The organism is Skermanella stibiiresistens SB22, assembly GCF_000576635.1.
GTDB classification, from domain to species: Bacteria; Pseudomonadota; Alphaproteobacteria; order Azospirillales; family Azospirillaceae; genus Skermanella; species Skermanella stibiiresistens.
Genome location: NZ_AVFL01000002.1, coordinates 473702 through 496303, shown reverse-complemented (window position 1 = coordinate 496303; position 22602 = coordinate 473702). Strand labels below are relative to the sequence as shown.

The 22602-nt window shown below is 66.0% G+C and carries 22 protein-coding genes; 11 read left to right on the top strand and 11 right to left on the bottom strand.

The window, feature by feature from the left end; all coding sequences use genetic code 11:
- Positions 1–2 precede the first annotated feature (2 nt).
- From trkA to N825_RS04935, 8 genes are all read left to right on the top strand, one after another.
- A complete protein-coding gene (trkA, locus tag N825_RS04970; RefSeq protein WP_037447540.1) occupies positions 3–1379 on the top strand; it encodes a Trk system potassium transporter TrkA in 1377 nt (458 codons plus the stop codon).
- A gap of 49 nt (positions 1380–1428) precedes the next feature.
- Positions 1429–2292 carry a D-amino-acid transaminase gene (locus N825_RS04965; RefSeq protein WP_037447537.1) on the top strand — a complete coding sequence of 288 codons (864 nt, stop codon included), beginning with the start codon at positions 1429–1431 and terminating at the stop codon, positions 2290–2292.
- Positions 2292–3005, top strand: coding sequence for an HAD family hydrolase (locus N825_RS04960; RefSeq protein ID WP_037447534.1), 714 nt, complete (start codon positions 2292–2294; stop codon positions 3003–3005). Before N825_RS04965 ends, N825_RS04960 begins: the two co-directional genes overlap by 1 nt.
- Positions 3006–3083: 78 nt before the next feature.
- A complete protein-coding gene (gene hfq, locus N825_RS04955) occupies positions 3084–3332 on the top strand; it encodes an RNA chaperone Hfq (protein WP_037447532.1) in 249 nt (82 codons plus the stop codon).
- A gap of 31 nt (positions 3333–3363) precedes the next feature.
- Positions 3364–4686 carry a GTPase HflX gene (hflX, locus tag N825_RS04950; protein WP_037447530.1) on the top strand — a complete coding sequence of 441 codons (1323 nt, stop codon included), beginning with the start codon at positions 3364–3366 and terminating at the stop codon, positions 4684–4686.
- Positions 4687–4972: 286 nt separating this feature from the next.
- Positions 4973–5260 (top strand): co-chaperone GroES, encoded by a 288-nt coding sequence (locus N825_RS04945; protein ID WP_037447527.1) that lies wholly within the window; start codon positions 4973–4975, stop codon positions 5258–5260.
- A gap of 36 nt (positions 5261–5296) precedes the next feature.
- Complete coding sequence (gene groL / locus N825_RS04940) at positions 5297–6949, top strand: chaperonin GroEL (protein ID WP_037447526.1); 1653 nt, start codon at positions 5297–5299, stop codon at positions 6947–6949.
- Between the two features lie 160 nt (positions 6950–7109).
- Positions 7110–7910 (top strand): inositol monophosphatase family protein, encoded by an 801-nt coding sequence (locus N825_RS04935; protein ID WP_037447524.1) that lies wholly within the window; start codon positions 7110–7112, stop codon positions 7908–7910.
- On the opposite strand, the gene N825_RS04930 is transcribed toward N825_RS04935, so the two are convergent.
- A complete protein-coding gene (locus N825_RS04930) occupies positions 7911–8690 on the bottom strand; it encodes an SDR family NAD(P)-dependent oxidoreductase (RefSeq protein WP_051511568.1) in 780 nt (259 codons plus the stop codon). It abuts the gene before it with no gap.
- 25 nt (positions 8691–8715) lie between these two features.
- Positions 8716–9543, bottom strand: coding sequence for a nucleoside triphosphate pyrophosphohydrolase (gene mazG, locus N825_RS04925; RefSeq protein WP_037447523.1), 828 nt, complete (start codon positions 9541–9543; stop codon positions 8716–8718).
- Between the two features lie 258 nt (positions 9544–9801).
- Between mazG and N825_RS04920 the strand changes: the two genes are divergently transcribed.
- The 3 genes from N825_RS04920 to N825_RS04910 are packed head-to-tail and all read left to right on the top strand — an operon-like array spanning position 9802 to position 12652.
- The gene (locus tag N825_RS04920; RefSeq protein WP_037447522.1) at positions 9802–10485 is read left to right on the top strand and encodes a GntR family transcriptional regulator; all 684 of its coding nucleotides are present in this window, start codon (positions 9802–9804) and stop codon (positions 10483–10485) included.
- Positions 10486–10530: 45 nt separating this feature from the next.
- Positions 10531–11331 carry a phytanoyl-CoA dioxygenase family protein gene (locus tag N825_RS04915; RefSeq protein ID WP_037447521.1) on the top strand — a complete coding sequence of 267 codons (801 nt, stop codon included), beginning with the start codon at positions 10531–10533 and terminating at the stop codon, positions 11329–11331.
- Positions 11332–11338: 7 nt separating this feature from the next.
- On the top strand, positions 11339–12652 hold the full coding sequence (locus N825_RS04910; RefSeq protein ID WP_037447520.1) for an NAD(P)H-dependent oxidoreductase: 1314 nt from the start codon (positions 11339–11341) through the stop codon (positions 12650–12652).
- A 46-nt stretch (positions 12653–12698) separates the two neighbouring features.
- On the opposite strand, the gene N825_RS04905 is transcribed toward N825_RS04910, so the two are convergent.
- The 9 genes from N825_RS04905 to ilvD form a co-directional block, all read right to left on the bottom strand.
- Positions 12699–13472, bottom strand: coding sequence for an MBL fold metallo-hydrolase (locus tag N825_RS04905; RefSeq protein WP_037447518.1), 774 nt, complete (start codon positions 13470–13472; stop codon positions 12699–12701).
- The gene (locus tag N825_RS04900; protein WP_037447516.1) at positions 13469–14281 is read right to left on the bottom strand and encodes a TatD family hydrolase; all 813 of its coding nucleotides are present in this window, start codon (positions 14279–14281) and stop codon (positions 13469–13471) included. Before N825_RS04900 ends, N825_RS04905 begins: the two co-directional genes overlap by 4 nt.
- Positions 14282–14288: 7 nt before the next feature.
- Positions 14289–15845 carry a methionine--tRNA ligase gene (gene metG, locus N825_RS04895; protein WP_037447515.1) on the bottom strand — a complete coding sequence of 519 codons (1557 nt, stop codon included), beginning with the start codon at positions 15843–15845 and terminating at the stop codon, positions 14289–14291.
- Positions 15846–15900: 55 nt separating this feature from the next.
- Positions 15901–16989, bottom strand: coding sequence for a DNA polymerase III subunit delta' (locus tag N825_RS04890; protein ID WP_037447514.1), 1089 nt, complete (start codon positions 16987–16989; stop codon positions 15901–15903).
- The gene (gene tmk / locus N825_RS04885) at positions 16986–17615 is read right to left on the bottom strand and encodes a dTMP kinase (RefSeq protein WP_037447513.1); all 630 of its coding nucleotides are present in this window, start codon (positions 17613–17615) and stop codon (positions 16986–16988) included. The genes N825_RS04890 and tmk overlap by 4 nt, the downstream gene beginning before the upstream one ends.
- A 3-nt stretch (positions 17616–17618) precedes the next feature.
- Complete coding sequence (locus N825_RS04880) at positions 17619–18767, bottom strand: D-alanyl-D-alanine carboxypeptidase family protein (RefSeq protein WP_037447512.1); 1149 nt, start codon at positions 18765–18767, stop codon at positions 17619–17621.
- Positions 18768–18866: 99 nt separating this feature from the next.
- Positions 18867–19838, bottom strand: coding sequence for a septal ring lytic transglycosylase RlpA family protein (locus N825_RS04875; protein WP_051511545.1), 972 nt, complete (start codon positions 19836–19838; stop codon positions 18867–18869).
- A 95-nt stretch (positions 19839–19933) separates the two neighbouring features.
- The gene (locus N825_RS04870) at positions 19934–20728 is read right to left on the bottom strand and encodes a YdcF family protein (protein WP_037447511.1); all 795 of its coding nucleotides are present in this window, start codon (positions 20726–20728) and stop codon (positions 19934–19936) included.
- A 33-nt stretch (positions 20729–20761) separates the two neighbouring features.
- Positions 20762–22501 carry a dihydroxy-acid dehydratase gene (gene ilvD / locus N825_RS04865; RefSeq protein ID WP_037447510.1) on the bottom strand — a complete coding sequence of 580 codons (1740 nt, stop codon included), beginning with the start codon at positions 22499–22501 and terminating at the stop codon, positions 20762–20764.
- Positions 22502–22602 lie beyond the last annotated feature (101 nt).

Below are 22602 nucleotides of genomic sequence, written 5' to 3'. Positions count from 1 at the left end.
CCATGAAAGTCATCGTCTGCGGCGCGGGGCAGGTCGGTTCCAACATCGCGCGCTATCTCGCGACCGAAAACAACGACGTGACGGTGATCGACCAGTCGCCGGAACTGATCCAGAAGATCAGCGACACGCTGGATGTCCAGGCCATGGTCGGCTTCGCCTCGCACCCCAACGTGCTGGAGCAGGCGGGCGCCGGCGAGGCCGACATGATCATCGCGGTCACGCTGGCGGACGAGGTCAACATGGTGGCCTGCCAAGTCGCCCACTCGCTGTTCAACGTGCCGACCAAGATCGCCCGCGTCCGCAACCAGAGCTATCTGGCGCCGATCTGGGCCGACCTGTTCTCGCGCGAGCACATGCCGATCGACGTGATCATCTCGCCCGAGATCGAGGTGGCGCGCGCCATCGCGCGGCGGCTCCAGGTACCGGGCGCCTTCGACATGATCCCGCTGGCGGACGGCAAGGTCCGCGTCATCGGGGTGATCTGCGCCGACAACTGCCCGATCCTGCACACGCCGCTGCGTCAGCTGACCGGGCTGTTCCCCGACCTCAACATCGAGGTCGTGGCGATCGTCCGCAACGACAAGCCGATCATCCCCGGCGGCGACGACCAGATGCTGCCGGGTGACGAGGTCTATTTCGTCGCGGACACGCGGCATCTCAGCCGCGCTATGGCCGCCTTCGGCCACGAGGAGACGGAGGCCCGCCGGATCATCATCCTGGGCGGCGGCAATATCGGCTTGTGCCTCGCGGAGGAGCTGGAGGCGAAACACCCTCAGGTCAGCGCCCGGATCGTCGAGTTCGACCGCGCCCGCGCCCAGTTCATCGCCCAGCGGCTCAACCGCACCATGGTGCTGCACGGCGACGGGCTCGACCCCGAGATCCTGGAGGAGGCCAACGTGCGGGCGGCGGAGACGGTGGTCGCCGTCACCAACGACGACGAGGGCAACATCCTCGCCTCGCTGCTAGCCAAGCGCTATGGCTGCCAGCGCGCCATCACGCTGATCAACAAGACGACGTACTCGCCGCTGGTCACGACGTTGGGGATCGACGCCGTCGTCAGCCCCCGCACGATCACGGTCTCGACCATCCTCCAGCATGTCCGCCGCGGCAGGATCCGCTCGGTGCACAGCCTGCGGGAGGGGTTCGCCGAGATCATCGAGGCGGAGGCGCTGGAGACATCCAGCCTGATCAACACGCCGCTGCGCGAGATCAAGCTGCCGACCGGGGTCATCGTCGGTGCGATCGTGCGCGGCGAGGAGGTGATCATCCCGAGGCCGTCGACCGTCATCAAGCCGCATGACCGGGTGATCATCCTGGCGGCGGTCGGGCAGGTCAAGAAGGTCGAGAAGATGTTCGCCGTCCGGCTGGAGTTCTTCTAGGCGCCTCCAAGGTTTCCAACGTTCCTTTCTCCTTACGGAAGCGGAAAGCATGTCTCGATACGCATATGTCAACGGCCGGTTCGTTCCCCACGGCGAGGCGATGGTCCATGTCGAGGACAGGGGCTTCCAGTTCGCGGACGGCGTCTACGAGGTCGTCACGATCATTGGCGGCAAGCTGGTCGACGAGCGGGGACACCTGGACCGGCTGGCCCGCTCGCTGGGTGAGCTGCGGATCGCGTGGCCGGTCGCGCCGCATGTGCTGAAGCTGCTGATGCGCCGACTGATCGCCCAGAACCGGGTGAGGCAGGGAACGATCTATCTCCAGGTCACCCGGGGTGTCGCGCCGCGCGACTTCAAGTTCCCGAAGCATTCCGACAGCACCCTGGTGATGACGACGAAGCGGGCCACCAGCTTCGCGACGCCGGAACAATTGGAGAACGGGGTCAAGGTGATCTCGATCCCCGACATCCGCTGGCTGCGCCGCGACATCAAATCGGTGGCCCTGCTGCCGCAGGTGCTGGGCAAGCAGCGGGCGGTGGAGGCGGGCGCCTTCGAGGCGTGGCAGCTCGACCCCGAGGGCAACGTGACGGAGGGTTGCTCCAGCAACGCCTGGATCGTGACCGAGACCGGTACCCTTGTGACCCGTTGTGCGAACAATTTGATCCTGAACGGCGTCACGCGCCTGTCGATCATCCGTCTGGCGAAGGAGGCGGGCATCCCGTTCGAGGAACGCGCGTTCTCGCTGGAGGAGGCGTACCGCGCCCGCGAGGCCTTCGTCTCCAGCGCCAGCACCTTCGTCATGCCGGTGACCAGGATCGATGACCACACCGTCGGCAATGGCAGGCCGGGATCGTTCGGCGAGCGGCTGCGGCAAGCCTATCTGGACTACGCCAGCGGCGAGGGGGCGTCGTGATGCGTGTCGCCGACACCGGTCCCGAGGAACCGGATCGGCTTCCCCGCGCCGTCCTGTTTGATTGGGACAACACGCTGGTCGACAATTGGGGATGCATCCACGCCGCCTTGAACGCCGCCCTGGTCGCCCACGACCTGCCGCCGTGGACGCTGGAGGAAACCCGCGTCCGCGTCCGACAGAGCCTCCGAGACAGTTTTCCCCGCTTGTTCGGTGACCGCTGGACCGACGCGCGCGACATCTTCTATGACCATTTTGGCCGACATCACCTCGACTACCTGAAGCCGCTTCCCGGTGCCGAGGATCTGCTGAAGGCCCTGTCGGACGGCGGTGTCTATCTGGGAGTGGTCAGCAACAAGACGGGGCGGTTCCTGCGCGCCGAGTCGGCCCAGCTTGGCTGGGATCGGTATTTTGGTAAACTTGTCGGGGCTGGGGACGCCCCACATGATAAACCGGCGGTTGATCCCATCCACATGGCGCTGGCGCCCGGCGGGTTTCCCGCTGGACCGGATGTCTGGTTCGTCGGTGACGCCGACGTGGATATGCAGTGCGCCCACGCCGCTGGCTGCCTACCCATGCTGATTGGTGATGGTCCCGATGATTTCGGCGATTTTCCGCCCGCGCACCGTTTTGGCGGTTGCGGTATAGTATCCGACTTGGTGCGGCGGCTCCGCACCACCATATCGCTGGAGTCTCCAGTGGAGCGCAGCGAGTAGCCCAGCCTTTGGGTTATGCGGGAATATCCGGGCTCTGGGATGGGGCCCCAAGAACCATCACAAACGGGGCGATTGCACATGTCCGAAAAAAGTCAAAACGTTCAGGACGTTTTCCTTAACCACGTCCGAAAGAACAAGACTCCGGTCACCGTCTTCCTGGTGAACGGAGTCAAACTGCAAGGCATCATAACTTGGTTCGACAACTTCTCGGTCCTGCTGCGGCGCGACGCGCACAGCCAGCTGGTCTACAAGCACGCCATCTCGACCGTGATGCCGGCCCATCCTATTCAACTCTTCGAGCCGCCCAAAGAAGGTGAAAGCACCTAACACGCCAGATCAAGGCGACGGCCGGTCCGCCATGGGCACCGGCCGCGCCCTCGTGATCCACCCGATCCTGCGCGAGACCAGGAGATCAGAGGCCAGTTCGGAAGGTGGCGCCCGCAGCCCCGAGGCGCGTCTGGACGAAGCCGTCGGTCTGGCCTCCGCGATCGATCTCACTGTCGTCCACGCCGAGGCGATCAAGGTCAACAAGCCGCAGCCCGCCACCCTGCTGGGGTCCGGCGTTGTCGAGCATTTCGCGGAGCTGATCCGCGAGGCGGAGGAGAACGAGCAACCAATCGACCTAGTCGTGATGGACCACGCCCTGTCGCCGGTCCAGCAGCGCAACCTGGAACGGGGATTGAAGGCCAAGGTGATCGACCGCACTGGCCTGATCCTGGAGATCTTCGGCGCCCGCGCGCGGACGAAGGAGGGCCAGTTGCAGGTCGAGCTGGCGGCGCTGACCTATCAGCGCTCGCGGCTCGTCCGGTCATGGACCCACTTGGAACGCCAGCGCGGTGGTTTCGGATTCCTGGGCGGTCCCGGCGAAAGCCAGCTGGAGATCGACCGGCGGCTGATCGGTGACCGGATCATCAAGCTCAAGCGCGAGCTGGAGGAGGTCCGGCGGACCCGAGACCTGCACCGCAAGGCGCGGGAGCGGGTGCCGTATCCGGTGGTGGCGCTGGTTGGCTACACCAACGCCGGCAAGTCGTCGCTGTTCAACCGGATGGCCGGCTCCGACGTTTTCGCCAAGGACCTGCTGTTCGCGACGCTGGATCCCACCATGCGCGGGATCGAGCTGCCGACTGGCCGCAGGGTGATCCTCTCCGACACGGTGGGGTTCATCTCCGACCTGCCGACCCATCTGGTCGCCTCGTTCCGGGCGACCTTGGAGGAGGTGCAGGCCGCCGACATCATCCTGCACGTGCGGGATATCGCCCATCCCGACACCGAAGCCCAAAAGGCCGACGTGGAATCAGTGCTGCGCGATCTTGGCATCGACCGCGAGCAGGACGGACGTGTCGTCGAGGTACTGAACAAGATCGACCTGCTGGATCCGGAGACGCGGAACGGGCTGCTGGCCCAGGCCGCGCGCAACGATAACATGCAGGCGGTCTCGGCGCTGACCGGCGAGGGCTTGCCCGAACTGTTCGGCCTGCTGGACCGGCACATGACGGCGGACCGGCAGACGGTCGACCTCTCCGTCCGGATCGAGGACGGGGCGGCGCTGGCTTGGCTCCACCAGAAGGGTGACGTGCTGGAACGGCGCGACGACGAGTCCTTCGCCCATCTGCGGATAGCACTCGACCCCGCCGATCTTGCCCGGTTCGAGAGCCGCTACGACTACCATCCCGCGCGGTGAGCCAAAGCCGCGCGTGACGCCGCGGAAACACGGGGCCGGCGTCCGGAAAGGACGCCGGCCCTCTTTTTGACGCGCGGAAAATGCGCCACCACCCCTGGTGTATCCAGGGCGAGGCCCCATTTGCCCGGGAGTGCCACCCGGCGGACGGCTGAAAACCCCGCCTTTGGTTGAAAACCTTGACGGCGTGGTAATCTGCCGCTATACGGCTGGCACTCCCTGGCCTTGAGTGCTAACAAACAATCCCGCTGGCACCCAAAGCCGGCGACAGACATCTCGGAGAGATCCCATGAAGTTCAGGCCTTTGCATGATCGCGTCGTCGTGAAGCCGACCGAGCAGGAAAACAAGACTGCCGGCGGCATCATCATTCCGGACACCGCCAAGGAAAAGCCGATGCAGGGCGAAGTCATCGCCGTCGGTCCTGGTGCCCGCGGCGACGATGGCAAGGTCACCGCGCTCGACGTCAAGGCGGGCGACAAAGTTCTGTACGGCAAGTGGTCCGGTACGGAGGTCAAGATCGAGGGCGACACGCTGCTGATCATGCGTGAGTCCGACCTGATGGGCGTCCTCGAATAACACCTCGCGTCAACCACCTAATAGGAGATCCAGGGCATGGCTGCCAAGGAAGTTAAGTTTTCGGTCGACGCCCGCACCCGCATGCTGCGTGGCGTGGACATTCTCGCCGACGCCGTCAAGGTGACGCTGGGCCCGAAGGGCCGCAACGTGGTGCTGGAGAAGAGCTTCGGCGCTCCGCGCATCACCAAGGACGGCGTGACGGTCGCCAAGGACATCGAGCTGTCCGACAAGTTCGAGAACATGGGCGCGCAGATGGTGCGCGAGGTCGCCAGCAAGACCAACGACCTGGCGGGCGACGGCACCACCACCGCGACCGTTCTGGCGCAGGCGATCGTCCGTGAGGGCGTCAAGTCGGTCGCGGCCGGCATGAACCCGATGGACCTGAAGCGCGGCATCGATCTGGCTGTTGAAGCCGTCGTCGCCGCCGTCAAGGCCTCGTCCAAGAAGATCGGCACCAACGCCGAGATCGCCCAGGTCGGCACCATCTCCGCCAACGGCGAGCGCGAGATCGGCGAGATGATCGCCCGCGCCATGGAGAAGGTCGGCAACGAGGGTGTCATCACCGTCGAGGAGGCGAAGTCGCTCGAGACCGAGCTCGAGGTCGTCGAGGGCATGCAGTTCGATCGCGGCTACCTCAGCCCGTACTTCGTGACCAACGCCGACAAGATGACCACCGAGCTGGAGAACCCCTTCATTCTCCTGCACGAGAAGAAGCTGTCGGGCCTCCAGGCCATGCTGCCGGTCCTCGAGTCCGTCGTCCAGAGCGGCCGTCCGCTGCTGATCGTCGCCGAGGACGTCGAGGGCGAGGTCCTGGCCACCCTGGTGGTCAACAAGCTGCGTGGTGGCCTCAAGGTCGCCGCCGTCAAGGCTCCGGGCTTCGGTGACCGCCGCAAGGCGATGCTCGAGGACATGGCCATCCTGACCGGTGGTCAGGTCGTCAGCGAGGACCTCGGCATCAAGCTTGAGAACGTCTCCCTGGAGATGCTCGGCACCGCCAAGCGCGTGCTGATCACCAAGGAGGAGACCACGATCGTCGACGGCGCCGGTGCCGGTGCTGACATCGAGGCGCGTTGCTCGCAGATCCGTCGCCAGATCGACGAGACCACCAGCGACTACGACCGTGAGAAGCTGCAGGAGCGTCTGGCCAAGCTGGCTGGCGGCGTCGCGGTGATCCGCGTCGGCGGCGCCACCGAGGTCGAGGTGAAGGAGCGCAAGGATCGCGTCGACGACGCGATGCACGCGACCCGCGCCGCGGTCGAAGAGGGTGTGGTTTCGGGTGGCGGCGCCGCCCTGCTGTACGCCCTGAAGGCCCTTGACAGCGTCACGGTCGCCAACGACGACCAGCGCGTCGGCGTCGAGATCATCCGTCGCGCCCTGAAGGCTCCGGCCCGTCAGATCGCCGACAACGCCGGTGCCGATGGCGCCGTGGTGGTCGGCAAGCTGCTCGAGTCGACCGATCCGTCCTATGGCTACGACGCCCAGAACGGAACCTTCGTGGACATGTTCAAGGCCGGCATCATCGACCCGACCAAGGTCGTCCGCACCGCGCTGCAGGACGCCGCTTCGGTCGCCGGCCTGCTGATCACCACCGAGGCGATGATCGCCGACAAGCCCGAGCCCAAGGGTGGCCCGTCGATGCCGCCGGGTGGCATGGGCGGCATGGGTGGCATGGGCGACATGGGCTTCTAAGCACCAGTCTCCCGGCCATACAGGCTGGACCAGGGTAGGGAAGGGGCCGCGGCTTACGTCGCGGCCCCTTCTTTCGTGTGTGCCCGATTTTGCAAAATCATCACGGCACACCATCTATCCGATTGAAGCACCTCACGAAGCCGTCCTGGAAATTTCCCGTATGTTGCCTGATATCGACCGCGTTTCGACCATCATCCGCGAGGTGGCCGAAACGGAGATCCTGCCGCGTTTCCGCCATCTGGCGACAGCCGATATCCGGGAAAAGGGTCCCGGCGACCTCGTCACCGTCGCCGACGAGGCGAGCGAGGTGGCATTGACCCGGCGCTTGGCTGACCTGCTGCCGGGCTCGGTGGTGATCGGCGAGGAGGCGACCGCCGCCGACATCACGGTCCTGGACCGCATCCACGGCGACGATCCCGTCTGGATCATCGACCCGATCGACGGCACCTCCAACTTCGCGGCCGGCAAACAACACTTCGGCGTGATCGTGGCGCTCGCCGCGGGCGGCGAGACGCTTGCCGGGTGGATCCATGATCCGCTGGGCGGCCGCATGGCGGTGGCGGAGAAAGGGCAGGGCGCCTGGCTTGATGGTGCCCGCCTGCGGACGGCCCCGGCGTCGGAGTTGCCCGAGATGACCGGCGTGTTGTCGTCCCGCTATTTCGACGCCTCGACCCGCGAGCGGCTGGAGGGCCGGAAGCTCCGACTGGCCAGAACCTTCTCCCTGGGTTGCGCCGCGCACGAATATCTGAAGCTCAACGCTGGCGAGACGCATTTCTCGATCTACCGCCGCATCATGCCGTGGGATCACGCGGCCGGCGCGCTGATGCACGCGGAGGCTGGCGGCTATCACGCCAGGATCGACGGCACACCGTATTCGCCGACCCAGCGCGACGGCGGCCTGCTGCTGGCCCCCGACCGCGCGAGTTGGACGGCGTTGCGGGACTTGCTGTTCGGCGAGTGACTACTTGGTCCGGTGGATCGCCAGCGGCCCGAACGCCTGGGTCGTCGGCATGATCTCCAGCCGGTTGACGTTGAAATGCGGGGGCAGGGTGGCCGCCCAGAACACCGCCTCGGCGACATCGTCCGGCGTCAGCGGCGTCGTGTCGGCGTAGACCTTACCGGCCTTCTCGGCGTCGCCCTTGAAACGGACCAGCGAGAAATCGGTTTCGACCATGCCGGGTTCGACATTGGTGACGCGGACGCCGGTGCCCTGGAGATCCGCCCGCAGCGACAGTGAGAACTGTTTGACGAAGGCCTTCGAGGCGCAATAGACGTTGCCGCCCGGATACGGGTAGCTGCCGGCTGTCGAGCCGATGTTGACGACATGGCCGCGACCGCGCTCGATCATGCCGGGCAGCAGCGCGCGGGTGCAGAACACCAAGCCCTTGTCGTTGGTGTCGATCATGGTTTCCCAGTCGTCCAGATCGGCCTTTTGGGCGGGATCCGTCCCAAGCGCCAGCCCGGCGTTGTTGATCAGCGTCTCGACCTCGTCGAAGCCGGCGGGCAGGGTGCCGAACGCCTGTTCGATGGCGGTACGGTCGCGGACATCGACCTCGATGGTGTGGACTTCCGTGTTCAACTCGTCGCGCAGCGCCTTGAGGCGATCGGCCTTGCGGCCGGCCAGCACCAGCTTCGATCCGATCGCGGCGAACCGGCGCGCGAAGGCGCCGCCGAACCCGCCGGTGGCGCCGGTGATCAGGACCGTCGCCGGCTTGTGGGGGGCGTTGTTGGCGTAGGTCATCGTCTTCATTCCTTCAGCTATCAAGCTAGGCGTTGGGCGGGGCTTCAGGCGCCAGCGCGGTTTCCTCACGCTTGGCGCGTTGCCACAGGGTTTCCATCTCGTCCAGATCGGACTGTTCGGGGCCGCGGCCAGTCTCGGCCAGCAAAGCCTCGATCCGGCGGAACCGGCGGTCGAACTTGGCGTTTGTGCCGCGCAGCGCCGTCTCCGGGTCGATATCCAGGCGACGGGCCAGGTTGGTGACGGCGAACAGCACGTCTCCCAACTCGTCCTGGAGCCGCGCCTTGTCGGCGGCGGCCAACTCGGCGCGCAACTCGGCGATCTCCTCGTCGATCTTGTCCAGGATGTCGGCGGTCGCGGCCCAGTCGAAGCCGACGCGCGCGGCGCGCCTCTGCAATTTGATCGCTCGGGTCAAGGCGGGCAGGCCGCCGACGACATTGTCCAGCACGCTCGGGACCGTGCCTTCGGCCGCCGCCTTGGCGGCGCGCTCGGCGGCTTTCTGATTCTCCCAGCGCACGACCATGGCGTCCGCGCTTTCCACGGTGACGTCTCCGAAGACGTGGGGATGCCGGCGCAGCATCTTGTCGGCTATGGCGCCCGCGATGGCGTCGAAATCGAACTCGCCGGCCTCCTTGGCCATCTGGGCGTAAAAGACGACTTGGAACAGCAGGTCGCCCAGTTCCTCCTTGAGTGCGGGCAGGTCGTCCTGTTCTATGGCGTCGGCGACCTCGTAGGCTTCCTCGATGGTATGCGGCGCTATGGTCCGGAAGGTCTGTTCCAGATCCCAAGGACAGCCACCGTTGGGGTCGCGTAGGCGGGCCATGATCTCGAGCAGGCGGTCGATGTTTCGCGACATGAGGGCCGATCTGTCCAGGAGGGAGGATGGTTCGACCTTAGCCGACGCCGCGGCGGGTGCAAACCCGATGATGGTCGATGGCCGCGCCGGCGGGCAAAAAGCACTCTCTCCCAACAATGCCATTGAATGTGATAATTTATATTATGGAAATGACAGGTGCAATACGACGGTATGTGCTTGACGATCCGACCGCGCCGGTTTAGGGTTGATGAATTCGGAATTCAGAATTCCGAAACTTTGAAGCCTCGGTGAGCCATCATGAAGCCAGTCGCCTCCCAGCCGGTTCTGATCGACCAAGTTTACGAATCGCTGGTCGAAGCCATCGCGTGTGGCGACTTGGCGGCTGGTGGCCGCATCCGTCAGGAGGAACTGGCCGAACGGCTGGGCGTGTCGCGCCAGCCGGTCAGCCACGCGCTCCAGCTTCTCAAGCGGCAAGGTCTACTGGTCGAAAGCGGCAAGCGCGGCCTGGTCGTGGCGCCGCTGGACGCCGGCCGCATCCTCGACCTGTATCAGGTCAGGACATCTCTGGACGCCCTCGCCGCCCGTTTGGCCGCCAAACGCGTCGCGGCGGGTTCCGCAAGCCCGGTGGCCTGCCGCGATCTCGAGGAGATGGTCAAGCATGGCTGGTCGCTCGATCCCGATCGTCCGGCCGCCGTGTTCATCCAGGCCGACGTGGCGTTTCATACCGCCATCTATAGGCTCTCGGGCAACTCGGCGATCGAGGAAACCGTGGCGCCGCAATGGCCGCACCTGAAGCGGTCGATGGGCGTTGTCCTGGACGACCCCGATCATCGGCCGCTGGTCTGGCGTGAACATGCCAGCATCGTGGGTTTCATCCTGGCTGGGAACGCTGATCAAGCCGAAGCCGAAGCGCGTGCCCATGCCAGCCGGGCTGGAACGGAGACATCCCAACGGCTCGCCGACATGGCACAAGCCGCCTGAATTGCCGCGCAACTAACGAACATCATCAAACGGAGGAAACATTCCATGAAACTCACCCCCGAACAGCTCAAGGACTTCGAGGAACAGGGCTACATCTTCCTGCCGGAGCATTTCTCGCCGGAAGAAGTGGCGGTCATGCGGACCGAGGCGGAGGGCATCTACCAGTCCGACCGCAAGGAAGTCTGGCGTGAGAAGAGTGGCGCGCCGCGCACCGCTTTCGCCGCCCACACCTATAACGAGGTCTTCCGCCTCGTGGGAGCCCATCCGCGGCTGATCGAGCCGGTCGAGCAGTTCTTCGGCGAAAAGCTCTACATGCACCAGTACAAGATCAACGCCAAGGCGGCGTTCGATGGCGAGGTCTGGCAGTGGCACCAGGATTATGGAACTTGGGCTCGCGACGACGGCATGCCGGAGCCGCGCGCGATGAACATCTCGGTCTTCATCGACGAGGTGATGCCGATCAATGGTCCCTTGATGCTGATCCCGCGCAGCCACAAGCACGGGACCCTGGCGGCGGGCCATGACGTGCAGACGACATCCTACCCGCTGTGGACGCTGGATCACGACACCGTCTCCAAACTGGTCGACGAGGGCGGCATCGTGGCGCCGACCGGCAAGCCGGGTTCGGTCCTGATGTTCCATGGCAACCTCATCCATGGTTCCGCCGGCAACATCACCCCCTACCCTCGCAAGATCGTCTATCTGACGCTGTGCGCCGTCTCCAACCACATCCGCAAGCCGACCCGGCCGGAGTGGATCGCCCATCAGGATTTCACGCCGATCGAGACGGTTCCGGACGACGCGCTGCTGACCTACGCCCGGTCCCAGAAGCTGGCCGCGGAGTGATCAGGGGATGAACCTCCACAGCCTCCTCCAAGCGCGGGTCGCCGCCGGACGGCCGGTCAGGGTCGGACTGATCGGCGCCGGCAAGTTCGGCTCCATGTTCCTGTCCCAGGTGCCGACCACGCCGGGTCTGGAAGTCGCCGTGATCGCCGACCTCGATCCGGAACGCGCCAAGGCGGCGTGCCGCCAGGTCGGCTGGGATGACGCCCGGATCGGCCGCACGGCCTTCGTCACCACCGGTGCCGAGGCCTGCGGACGTGACGGCGTCGAGGTCATCGTCGAGGCCACGGGAGCGCCGGCCGCCGGCATCTCCCACGCGCGGGCCGCCATCGCCGCCGGCAAGCACATCGTCATGGTCAATGTCGAGGCGGATGTGCTCGCCGGGGCGTTGCTGGCCGAGGAGGCCAGGGCCAAGGGTGTCGTCTACTCCATGGCCTATGGCGACCAGCCGGCGTTGACGTCGGAACTGGTCGACTGGGCCCGCTCCTGCGGCTTCCAGGTCGTCGCGGCCGGCAAGGGCACCAAGTACCTGCCCCACTTCCACGGCGTCACGCCGGACGACGTCTGGAGCCATTATGGGCTGACGCCGGAGGAGGCGCGAGCCGGCGGGATGAACGCCCAGATGTTCAACTCGTTCCTGGATGGCACCAAATCGGCGATCGAGATGGCAGCGATCGCCAATGCCTGTGACCTCTCGGTGCCGTCAGACGGGTTGCTGTTCCCGCCCTGCGGCGTCGACGACCTCCCCCAGATCCTGCGGCCCAAATCGGCTGGCGGTATCCTGGAGCGGGAAGGCATGGTCGAGGTCGTCTCGTCGCTGGAACGCGATGGCCGTCCGGTGTTCCGAGACTTGCGCTGGGGCGTCTATGTCGTTCTCAAAGCGCCGAACGACTATGCCAAGGCCTGCTTCAAGCAGTACGGGTTGAAGACCGATGACAGCGGCGTCTATGCCGCCATGTACAAGCCGTACCACCTGATCGGCCTGGAACTCGGAATCTCGGTGCTGTCGGCGGCCCTTCGGGGCGAGCCGACCGGCCAGACCAAGTCGTTCCGCGGCGATGTGGCTGCGGTGGCGAAGCGACAGCTTCGGGCGGGAGAGACGCTGGACGGCGAGGGCGGCTACACCGTCTGGGGCAAGCTGGTCTCCGCCGGTCACAGCCTGGACATCGGAGCCTTGCCGATCGGCTTGGCGCACAAGGTCGAGCTGATCCGGGATGTTCCGGCGGGACAGGCGGTGACGTGGTCCGACATCGTCATTCCCGACACGGACGCGGTCCGGGTCCGGCGTGAGATGGAGCGGCGGGCCGGGGCGGTGGAGGCCTGAACCGGCCTTCCCTACCCTCGCCCCCCCATCCTACCCTCGCCCGGTCCTACTCCGGCATGTCCAGGACGAGCCCGTCATAGGCGGGCTCGACACCGGGCGGCAGCAGCTTGCAAACCGCGTCGTAGTCCATCGTCTGGTTCATGTGGGTCAGGTAGGCCCGGCGCGGCCGAAGCCGCTCGATCCACTCCAGCGTCAATTCGAGATGGGCGTGGACGGGATGCGCCGGCGCCACCCGAACGCAATCCACCACCCAGGTGTCGACGCCGGCCAACGCCTCGAAGGCGGCGTCGTTCATCCTGACGACATCGGTCGAATAGGCGAAATCGCCGAAGCGGAAGCCCAGCGTCTTCATCCAGCCATGGTCCTGCTCGAAAGGCAGGATCTCGATGCCGCCAATGGCGAACGGTCCGGTGATCTCGTGCGCGACCAAGGTCGGCTTGTAGTAGATGCTCCCCGGTTTGATCGGCGTGAAGCAGTAGCCGAACCGGTGCAGCAGATCCGCCAGGGTGTTCTGGTCGGCGTGGACGTCGATCGGCGCCATCATGGCGTTGTTGATGCCGCGCAGGTCGTCGAGCCCGTGGGTATGGTCGGCGTGGCCGTGGGTGAAGATCACACCGCTCAGCCACGTCGTCCGCGCCGCGATCAGCTGCTCCCGCAGGTCGGGGCTGGTGTCGACCAGCACGCGGGCACCCCGATCCTCGACCAGGATCGAGGGACGGCTGCGCCGATTCCGGGGATTGGCCGGGTCGCAGTCGCCCCAATCGCCACCGATCAGCGGAACGCCGGCCGACCCGCCCGAGCCGAGAATCGTGATCCTCATGACGCGGGTGTTGCTCCACCAGCCGCGCCCAGCGCCGGCATCCGGTTGAACAGCCGCAGCACGTTTTCCGTCGTGCGCGCCGCCAGCTCCTCCGGGCTGATGCCCTTGACCTCCGCCACCACCGCGGCGGTGAATGCCACGAACGCGGGCTCGTTGCGCTTGCCGCGCTTGGGCATCGGGGCCAAGAACGGAGCGTCCGTCTCGACCAGGATGCGGTCGAGCGGCACCGAGCGGACGATGTCGCGCAACTTCTCCGACTTGCGGAAGGTCACGATCCCCGAGAGGGAAATGTAGAAACCCATCTCCAGCGCGCGCTCCGCCAGGGCACGGCCCGAACTGAAACAGTGGAGCACGCCGCGAAGTCCCTGCCCCGCTCCCTCCTCCTCCAGGATCCGGGCGGTGTCGTCATCGGCGTCGCGGGTATGGATGATGATCGGCAGGTCGGTTTCGCGGCAGGCTTCGGCGTGGATCCGGAATCCAGCTTCCTGGATGTCGCGCGGACTGTTGTCGTAGAAATAATCGAGCCCGGTCTCGCCGATCCCGACCACCTTGGGATGGCGGGCAAGATCCACCAGCGCCGACACCGAGGTGAAGCCTTGTTCCTCGGCGGCCTGATGCGGATGGACGCCGACCGTGCAGTAGACCTCGTCATGGGCCTCGGCGATCGCGCGGATCTGGTCGAACCGGCTGATCCGGGTCGAGATCGTCACCATGCGGGCCACTCCAGCCTGTTTGGCCCGCGCGATCACGGCGTCCCGCTCCTCGGCGAAGTCCGGGAAGTCCAAGTGGCAGTGACTGTCGATCAGCATCTTCGTCTCAGTTTCCCGCTTCCTCGACGAATCGGGGAAACACGCCCTGTGGGGGAGCCAGCGGCGTCCCCGACGCCAAGGCCTGACCCTCGGCCAGCCTGTCGAACCCGCGTTGCTCCGCCGGCACCGCGAGCTGATCCAGGATCTTGGCCGACGCGTCGGGCATCAGCGGCTGGGTCAGAATCGCCAAGCGACGGATCGTCTCGGCCAAAACATACAGAACAGTCCCCATACGCGCCGGATCGGTCTTGCGCAACGCCCAAGGCGCCTGCTCGTCGACATAGCGGTTGGCATCGCCGATGACGCCCCAGATCGCCTCGATCGCCTTGTGGAACGCTTGGACCGTCAGCTCGCGCCGGACGGTATCCAGAAGGGCTCCGGCGGCGCCCAGCAGCTTCTGGTCCGCCTCGGTGAAGGCGCCCGCCTCGGGCACCTTGGCGGCGCAATTCTTCTGGATCATCGACAGCACGCGCTGCACGAGGTTGCCATAGTCGTTGGCGAGGTCGCCGTTCAGCCGGTTGACCATGGCCCGGCGCGAGAAGTCGCCATCGTTGCCGAACGGGACCTCGCGTAGCAGGAAGTAACGGGTCGGGTCAAGGCCGTAAGTCGAGATCAGCGCGTCGGGCGCCACCACGTTGCCCAGCGACTTGGACATCTTCTGACCCTCGATCGTCCACCAGCCGTGGGCGAAGACGCGCTTCGGCGGCTCCAGCCCGGCGGCCATCAGGAAGGCCGGCCAATAGACGGCATGGAAGCGCAGGATGTCCTTGCCGACCATGTGGAGGTCGGCCGGCCAATACTTGGCGTAGTCGCCGCCCGCTTCGGTATTCGGATAGCCCAGCGCGGTGATGTAGTTGGTCAGCGCGTCGAGCCAGACATACATGATGTGCTGTTCGTCATCCGGCACCGGCACGCCCCAGTTGAACGTGGTCCGGCTGACCGACAGGTCGCGGAGGCCGGACTTGACGAAGGCCATGACCTCGTTGCGCTTGCCCGGCGGCAGGATGAAGTCGGGATTGTCCTCGTAGAACTTCAGCAGTCGGTCCTGCCACGCCGAGAGGCGGAAGAAATAGCTCGGCTCCTCGACCCACTCGCACTCCGCCCCGCTGGGCGCCAGCTTCCGGCCGGTCGGCGTCGTGGTCAATTCGTCCTCGCCATAGAACGCCTCGTCCCGCACGGCGTACCAGCCGGCGTAGGAACCGAGATAGATCTCGCCCTTCTCCGCCAGCACCCGCCACAGGGCTTGGCAGGCCTCGATGTGGCGCGGCTCGGTCGTGCGGATGAAGTCGTCGTTGGTGTAGTTCATCGCGCCGACCAGATCGCGGAAGTTCTGGGACACCCGGTCGGTGAAGGTCTGGGGGTCGACGCCGGCCACCTGCGCCGATTTCTCGACCTTCTGGCCGTGCTCGTCGGTGCCTGTCAGGAACTTGACGTCGCGGCCGTCCAGCCGCATGAACCGGGCCAGGACATCGCACGCCAGCGTGGTGTAGGCATGGCCGATATGGGGCACGTCATTGACGTAATAGATCGGCGTCGTGATGTAGTAAGGCTTTTGCCCGGCCATCTCTAGGCTCTCCTGCGCGGCGTGACTTCCCGTGAACCTCGTGCCGCCCCCGGCGTCAGGCGGAAACCGCCGCCTCCACCGTCAGCAAGGCGTTGAGAACGACCTGTTTACGATCAAGATTGGCGCTCTCGGCCCGAGCGAAAAGGCGGTTGACCTTTTCCCATACCTCCACCCACCGATCAAGGCCGCGATCCCCCGCCAGACGGGACATCAGCGCCGCCTCACCCGGAACCACCTCCGGCGGAAGGACGCCACGCGCCAATGAGCGCGCGAACCGGGCGAGCCACCAGACCAGCAGGTCGGTCACGGCATAGTATGCGGTATCCGCCCCCTTGCGCGCCAGCTTGTCGCCAAGACCATGGGCCGCCACCACGTCAAGCCTGGGCAGCGTGCCGAGCAGGCCCATCAGGTCGCGGTAGAGGGCCAGCCCGCCCGCCTCGGCCAGATCCAGCGCGCGGCCGATGCTGCCCTCCGCCAGCCGCGCCAGCGCCGCCCGGTCACCCTCCGGCAGGTCCGGACGATGGCGGCTCAACAGGTCGATCACGACCTGTTCCGGCAGGGGATCGAGTGACAGCTTGCGGCAGCGCGACCGGATCGTCGGCAGCAGTCCGCCTGGATTTTCGGTCACCACCATCAGGACGGTGCGCGACGGCGGCTCCTCCAGGATCTTCAGGATCGCGTTCTGGCCGTTCAGGTTCAGCCGCTCGGCACCGTCGAGAATGACGACGCGCCAGCCGCCCTCGGCGGCGGTCAAGCGCAGGAACGGGGCGACACGCCGCACCTGATCGACCGGGATGTCGCTCTTCAGCCTGCCCTTCTTGTCGTCGAACGGCCGTTCGATGGTCAGCAGGTCGGCATGGCCGGAGGAGGCCACCCGATTGAACACGGGATGTTCGGGACCGATCCGCAGGCTGGTCGCAGGGGGCGGATCACCGAACAGCCCGGCGGCGTCATCGCCGCCCTGGGACAGCAGGAACCGGGCGAACCGGAACGCAAGCGTCGCCTTGCCGATGCCGGAGACGCCGCCGATCAGCCAGGCGTGCGGCAACCGGCCGGAGTTCCAGGCGTCCAACAGGGTTCGCTCGGCCGCCTGGTGGGCCAGCAGTTCCGGATTATGCCGAGGATCGGGAACCTGCTCGCTCACGCGGGAAACCGAGCCGCGATTTCCGCCATGATGGCGGCGTGGACCGCCTCGACCGACCCGCTGGCGTCGATCACGACGCAGCGGTTGGGTTCGCGCGCGGCGATGTCCAGGAAACCATCCCGCAGGCGCTCGTGGAACGTCACGTCCATGCGCTCATAGCGATCCTCGCCGTCGCGCCGGGCGTTGGCGCGGGCGACTCCGGCCTTTGGGGGCAGGTCCAGGATCAGCGTCAGGTCCGGAGCGAACTCGCCGACGGTGACGGCGTGGAGCCGCTCGATCGGCTCCCGCCCGAGCGCGTGGCCGTAGCCCTGATAGGCCATGGTGCTGTCGGCGAAGCGGTCGGACACCACCCAGCTGCCGGATGAGAGCGCCGGCCACACCGTCCGCGTCAGGTGATCGCGGCGAGCCGCGTAATGCAGCAACGCCTCGGTCACGCCGTCCCAGCGGCCGGGCTCGCCCGACACCAGCAGCTTGCGGATTTCCTCCGCCCCAGTCGATCCTCCCGGCTCGCGGGTCAGGACGACGTCCCTGCCCCGCTCCGCCAGCGCCTGGGCCAGCAGCTTGACCTGGGTGCTCTTGCCGGCGCCCTCGCCGCCCTCGAAGGTGATGAAACGCCCGGACGCCAAGGCTCAGCTACCTCCGGAGACCAGATGCATCGCGGCGGCGCCGATCCGGCCGACGATACCTAGGCGGTCGACGCTCTGCCCGGCCAGCAGAGGAACCTCCTTCTTGCTGAAGCCCGGAGCCTCCATCACGATCTTGCCAAGTTGGGCGCCCTGCTCGATCGGTGCCGGCACCGGCTCGTCCAGCACCACCGAGACCTTGAGGTTGCGGCGCTCGTCGCGGTTCATGGTGACCCGCAGGTCCTCGGCGACCACCAGCGGAACCGTGTTCGACGCTCCCAGCCAAACGGCGGCCTGGTCGACGGGCTCGCCCTTCTTGAACAGCGCGTAGCTCTCGAACTCTCGGAAGCCCCATTCCAGCAGCCTAGCCGATTCGTCGGCGCGCGCCTGCATGCTCGGCAGGCCGTTGACCACCAAGATAAGGCGGCGGCCATTGCGCTCGGCCGACGCCGTCAGTCCATACCCCGCCGTGTCGGTGTGGCCGGTCTTCATGCCGTCGACACCCATGTTGCGGTAGAGCAGCGGATTGCGGTTACCCTGCTTGATGCCGTGATAGGTGAACTCGGTCTGCGAATAGTAGTGATAGTGCTCCGGATAGTCCTTGATCAGGTGCTGCGCCAGCAGCGCCAGATCGGCGCAGGTGGAATAATGGTTGTCGTCCGGCCAGCCCGTCGCGTTCTTGAAGTTGCTCTCATTCAGTCCAAGCTCCTTCGCCCGCTTGGTCATCTCCTCGGCGAAGCGCTCCTCCGATCCGGACAAACCTTCGGCCAGCACCACCGAGGCGTCGTTGCCCGACTGGATGATGACGCCCCGGATCAGGTCCTCGACCTTGATCTGGGCGTTCAGCTCGGTGAACATCTTCGAGCCCTGCATGCGCCAGGCGCGCTCGCTGACCGGCATCGTGTCGTCCAGCGAGAGCCGGCCCGCCTTGATCCGATCGAAGACCATGTACATGGTCATGATCTTGCTCATGGACGATGTCGGCATGCGCTGATGGGCGTTCTTCTCCAGCAGCGTGGTGCCGGTCGACATGTCGACAAGGATCGCCTGCCTCGCGATTGTGTCGATCGACGCGGCCGATGCGACGCTGGCGAGACAGGAAACGATCACTCCCGCGATCCAGGCGATCGGTTTGCGCGGATGGGCGACGGACATCTCTATTGCTACCCTCTTGTTCCAAGTCGTGACGCGGCGGCCGAGACCGCCGCGTGGTGCCAGGGGCTCCGGTTGGTCCGGTGGAGCCCAGAAACGCGTTCAATCGACGATGACCCGCGCGCCATTGACGCCGGTGTCGATCACCTGGGTCAAAACCTGATCCGCCGCCTCCACCGTGCCGAGCGGACCAACGCGGACCCGGAAGTATTGCGTATCGCCCACCATGGCGGGATCGATCCGGGTGTCGCCCAGGGCGGCGAGCCGGGCCCGCAAGCGGTTGGCGTTCTCATACACCGTGAAGGCCCCGGCCTGCACGTAGATCCTGCCGGCGCCACGCACAGGCATGGCGGCGACCACAGCGGCCGGCATGAAACGGCCATCCACGGTGGCGCCTGGAACGGTCTCCGAGGGGTCGAACGGCCGCCGCTCCGCGAACTGTACCGGCGCTTTCGCTCCCTCGACCTGCACCACTCCGCGCGGAGCCGCCATCGGCACCGGCGCGCCGTCGGGCGAGACCCGTGAGACATCGACACCCGCCTGTCCCGCCCGCGCGGCGGCCGCGACCGCCCTGCTCTCGTCGGCCAGGACCGTCACCCTCACCTTGGCGCTCCCCTGTTCCTCGAAGCCCAGCAATTGCGCTCCCCGTCGCGACAGGTCGACGATCCGGCCAGGCATGAAGGGGCCGCGATCGTTGATCCGCACGATGATCGACCGGCCGTTCTCCAGGTTCGTCACCCGAACCAGACTGGGCATCGGCAGCGTCTTGTGCGCGCCGGTCAGCTCGTTCTGGTCGAACCGCTCGCCATTGGCCGTGGTCTCGGCGTGGAAGCCCGGACCGTACCACGAGGCGATGCCCGTGTCGTCATACCGGAAATCCTCCTTGGGATAATACCAGACGCCCTTGACCTGATACGGCTCGCCGATCTTGTAGCCGCCGATCGCCGATTTGGTCGAACCCTGACCGGCGGTCTTGGAGGGCGAACTGGTGCCGGCGCATCCCGACAGGGCGGCGATGGCCACCGCCACCAGCAAAGTGTTAACCAAGTTGCTGGCCCTGAATTTTCCGGCCATCCTGACTTCCTCGATAGGTGGGGCGAAGCTACCCCATCTAAGCGGAAGCTCCAACAAAAATGGTTAACCGATTTGGGCAAAACAGCCTATTCGCGTCATTTCGGAGCGGGAAACAGGCTGTCGGTCCGTCCCATCACCCAATAGGCCAGCAACCCGAACCACTCGCGCATTGCCTCGTTCAGCGCGTCGAGCCCGGCCAGCAGGTCGGGTGACCAGACAAGCTTGGTCGTGCTGCGGTAATCGACCGGCCACGCCACGACGGGCCAGCCCGCGTTCCGGAAGATTCCGACCGACCGGGGCATGTGGACTGCCGATGTCACCAGCAGCCATGTCTCACCCGACGCCGGATGGACCATGGCCTTGGTGAGGATGGCGTTCTCGTAGGTGTTGCGCGATTCGCGCTCGAAGGTGATCCGGGACAAATCGAAGCCCATGCCGTCCAGGATCTCGGCGATCACGTCGGCTTCCCGGAGATCCCCCGCGAAAATGACCCCGGACCCGCCGGTGAAGACCAAGCGGGCATCTGGATACAGGCGCGACAGCCTGACGAATTCGGTGATCCGCTCCGCCGACCCGTTGAGCAGGGGTTGCCCCCGGTCGGCCGTCATCTCGGTCTGGACCGAGCCTCCCAGCAGGATGACGCCATCGACCTTCACGGGTGCCGCTGGCTGGGGAAAACGGTCCTCCAGCGGGCGAAGGGTCAGCTGTCCGATCGGCAGCAGGGTGACCAGGACGACCACCAGCACCGCGAACCCCGCGATCCACCGCCCCGCCCGCCTCGCCCTAGGCCGCCGGGTGACCTGAAGGGCCTGACCGAGCACCAGGAGGATGGCCAGCACGTTCCCAGGCTTGGCGAGCCCCCAGAACAGCTTCGACAAAACGAAAGACATGATCCGGATCGACTCGCGGCCTGGGAATTGGCGTCAGATATCTGCGTAGCAGTGGGTCTCGGCGGCACCGCCGGGATGGGTGACGGCACCCTTCTCGGCATCGCCGACGAGCTGCGCGTATTTCCAGAGGGCACCCGACTGGAAATCGTGCTGGCGCGGTGTCCAGGCGCTTCGGCGTGAAGCCAACTCGTCGTCGGACAGTTCGACCGTGATCGTGCCGGCCTCCGCGTCGATCGCGATGATGTCGCCGTCCCTCAGCAACCCGATCGGACCGCCAACCGCGGCCTCCGGGCCGACATGGCCGATGCAAAAGCCGCGGGTGGCACCGGAGAACCGGCCATCGGTGATCAGTGCCACCTTGTCGCCCATGCCCTGGCCATAGAGGGCCGAGGTGGTCGATAGCATCTCGCGCATGCCCGGACCGCCGCGCGGTCCTTCGTAGCGGATGACCAGCACCTCGCCTTCCTGGTATTCGCGGCGCTCGACGGCGGCGAAGGCGTCCTCCTCGCAGTCGAACACGCGAGCCGGACCGCGGAACTGGAGCATCTTCATGCCCGCCACCTTGACGATGGCGCCCCCCGGCGCCAGGTTGCCGCGCAGTCCGACGACGCCGCCGGTCGGCGTTATGGGATCACTGGTCGGACGGATGACGTCCTGATCGGTCGGGAATACGACGCCCGCCAGATTCTCGGCGATCGTCTTGCCGGTCACCGTCATGCAGTCGCCATGCAGATAGCCGCCGTCGAGCAGCGCCTTCATCAGGACGGGAACGCCGCCGATCTCGAACAAGTCTTTGGCGACATAGCGCCCGCCGGGCTTGAGATCGGCGATGTAGGGCGTGCGCTTGAAGACCTCGGCGACATCGTGCAGGTCGAACTCGATGCCGCATTCATGCGCGATGGCGGGCAGATGCAAGCCGGCGTTGGTCGATCCGCCGGAGGCGGCGACGACGACGCAGGCGTTCTCCAGAGCCTTCCGGGTAACGATGTCGCGTGGGCGGATGTTGCGCCGGATCAGTTCCATCACCGCGCGGCCCGACGCCTCGGCGTAGGCGTCGCGGCTCTCATAAGGCGCCGGGGCGCCGGCGGAACCGGGCAGCGCCAAGCCGATCGCCTCGGAGACGCAGGCCATGGTGTTGGCGGTGAATTGTCCGCCGCAGGAGCCGGCCGACGGGCAGGCCACGCATTCCAGCTCGTGCAGGTCGGCGTCGCTCATCTTGCCGGCGGAATGGGCTCCGACCGCCTCGAACACATCCTGGACCGTGACGTCCTTGCCCTTGAAGCGGCCGGGCAGGATGGAGCCGCCATACATGAAGACGCTGGGGACGTTGAGCCGCACCATCGACATCATCATGCCCGGCAGCGACTTGTCGCAGCCGGCCAGGCCGACCAAGCCATCGTAGCAGTGGCCGCGCATGGTGACCTCGACCGAATCCGCGATCACCTCCCGGCTGACCAGCGACGACTTCATGCCGGCATGGCCCATGGCGATGCCGTCGGTCACGGTGATGGTGGTGAACTCGCGTGGTGTGCCGGCTTCGGCCTTGACGCCGATCTTGACAGCTTGGGCCTGACGGTTGAGCGAGATGTTGCAGGGTGCCGCCTCGTTCCAGCAGGTCGCCACGCCGATGAAGGGCTGCGCGATCTGCTCCTCGGTCATGCCCATGGCGTAGTAATAGGACCGGTGCGGCGCCCGCTCCGGTCCGACCGAGACGTGCCGGCTCGGCAGGTTCGATTTATCCCATTTGGGTTGTTTGGTATCGCCGTCGGGCATGAGCGTATTCCCCTTGTTCCCTTTTCGGCCGCGAGGGGCGGCACTTGTTGCGCCGGAACATAACCCCGTCATCGGATGAAGCCTAGTGCATTGATCCGTAT

Excerpts from the sequence above, each read along its gene's own strand:
- N825_RS04915 (WP_037447521.1), top strand. The coding sequence starts at position 10,531 with ATGAAACTCACCCCCGAACAGCTCAAGGACTTCGAGGAACAGGGCTAC.
- N825_RS04880 (WP_037447512.1), bottom strand. The coding sequence starts at position 18,767 with ATGTCCGTCGCCCATCCGCGCAAACCGATCGCCTGGATCGCGGGAGTG.
- N825_RS04935 (WP_037447524.1), top strand. The coding sequence starts at position 7,110 with ATGTTGCCTGATATCGACCGCGTTTCGACCATCATCCGCGAGGTGGCC.
- N825_RS04965 (WP_037447537.1), top strand. The coding sequence starts at position 1,429 with ATGTCTCGATACGCATATGTCAACGGCCGGTTCGTTCCCCACGGCGAG.
- mazG (WP_037447523.1), bottom strand. The coding sequence starts at position 9,543 with ATGTCGCGAAACATCGACCGCCTGCTCGAGATCATGGCCCGCCTACGC.
- trkA (WP_037447540.1), top strand. The coding sequence starts at position 3 with ATGAAAGTCATCGTCTGCGGCGCGGGGCAGGTCGGTTCCAACATCGCG.
- N825_RS04910 (WP_037447520.1), top strand. The coding sequence starts at position 11,339 with ATGAACCTCCACAGCCTCCTCCAAGCGCGGGTCGCCGCCGGACGGCCG.
- N825_RS04960 (WP_037447534.1), top strand. The coding sequence starts at position 2,292 with ATGCGTGTCGCCGACACCGGTCCCGAGGAACCGGATCGGCTTCCCCGC.
- N825_RS04905 (WP_037447518.1), bottom strand. The coding sequence starts at position 13,472 with ATGAGGATCACGATTCTCGGCTCGGGCGGGTCGGCCGGCGTTCCGCTG.
- N825_RS04875 (WP_051511545.1), bottom strand. The coding sequence starts at position 19,838 with ATGGCCGGAAAATTCAGGGCCAGCAACTTGGTTAACACTTTGCTGGTG.
- hfq (WP_037447532.1), top strand. The coding sequence starts at position 3,084 with ATGTCCGAAAAAAGTCAAAACGTTCAGGACGTTTTCCTTAACCACGTC.
- N825_RS04900 (WP_037447516.1), bottom strand. The coding sequence starts at position 14,281 with ATGCTGATCGACAGTCACTGCCACTTGGACTTCCCGGACTTCGCCGAG.
- N825_RS04930 (WP_051511568.1), bottom strand. The coding sequence starts at position 8,690 with ATGACCTACGCCAACAACGCCCCCCACAAGCCGGCGACGGTCCTGATC.
- groL (WP_037447526.1), top strand. The coding sequence starts at position 5,297 with ATGGCTGCCAAGGAAGTTAAGTTTTCGGTCGACGCCCGCACCCGCATG.
- hflX (WP_037447530.1), top strand. The coding sequence starts at position 3,364 with ATGGGCACCGGCCGCGCCCTCGTGATCCACCCGATCCTGCGCGAGACC.
- N825_RS04870 (WP_037447511.1), bottom strand. The coding sequence starts at position 20,728 with ATGTCTTTCGTTTTGTCGAAGCTGTTCTGGGGGCTCGCCAAGCCTGGG.
- ilvD (WP_037447510.1), bottom strand. The coding sequence starts at position 22,501 with ATGCCCGACGGCGATACCAAACAACCCAAATGGGATAAATCGAACCTG.
- N825_RS04945 (WP_037447527.1), top strand. The coding sequence starts at position 4,973 with ATGAAGTTCAGGCCTTTGCATGATCGCGTCGTCGTGAAGCCGACCGAG.
- N825_RS04920 (WP_037447522.1), top strand. The coding sequence starts at position 9,802 with ATGAAGCCAGTCGCCTCCCAGCCGGTTCTGATCGACCAAGTTTACGAA.
- metG (WP_037447515.1), bottom strand. The coding sequence starts at position 15,845 with ATGGCCGGGCAAAAGCCTTACTACATCACGACGCCGATCTATTACGTC.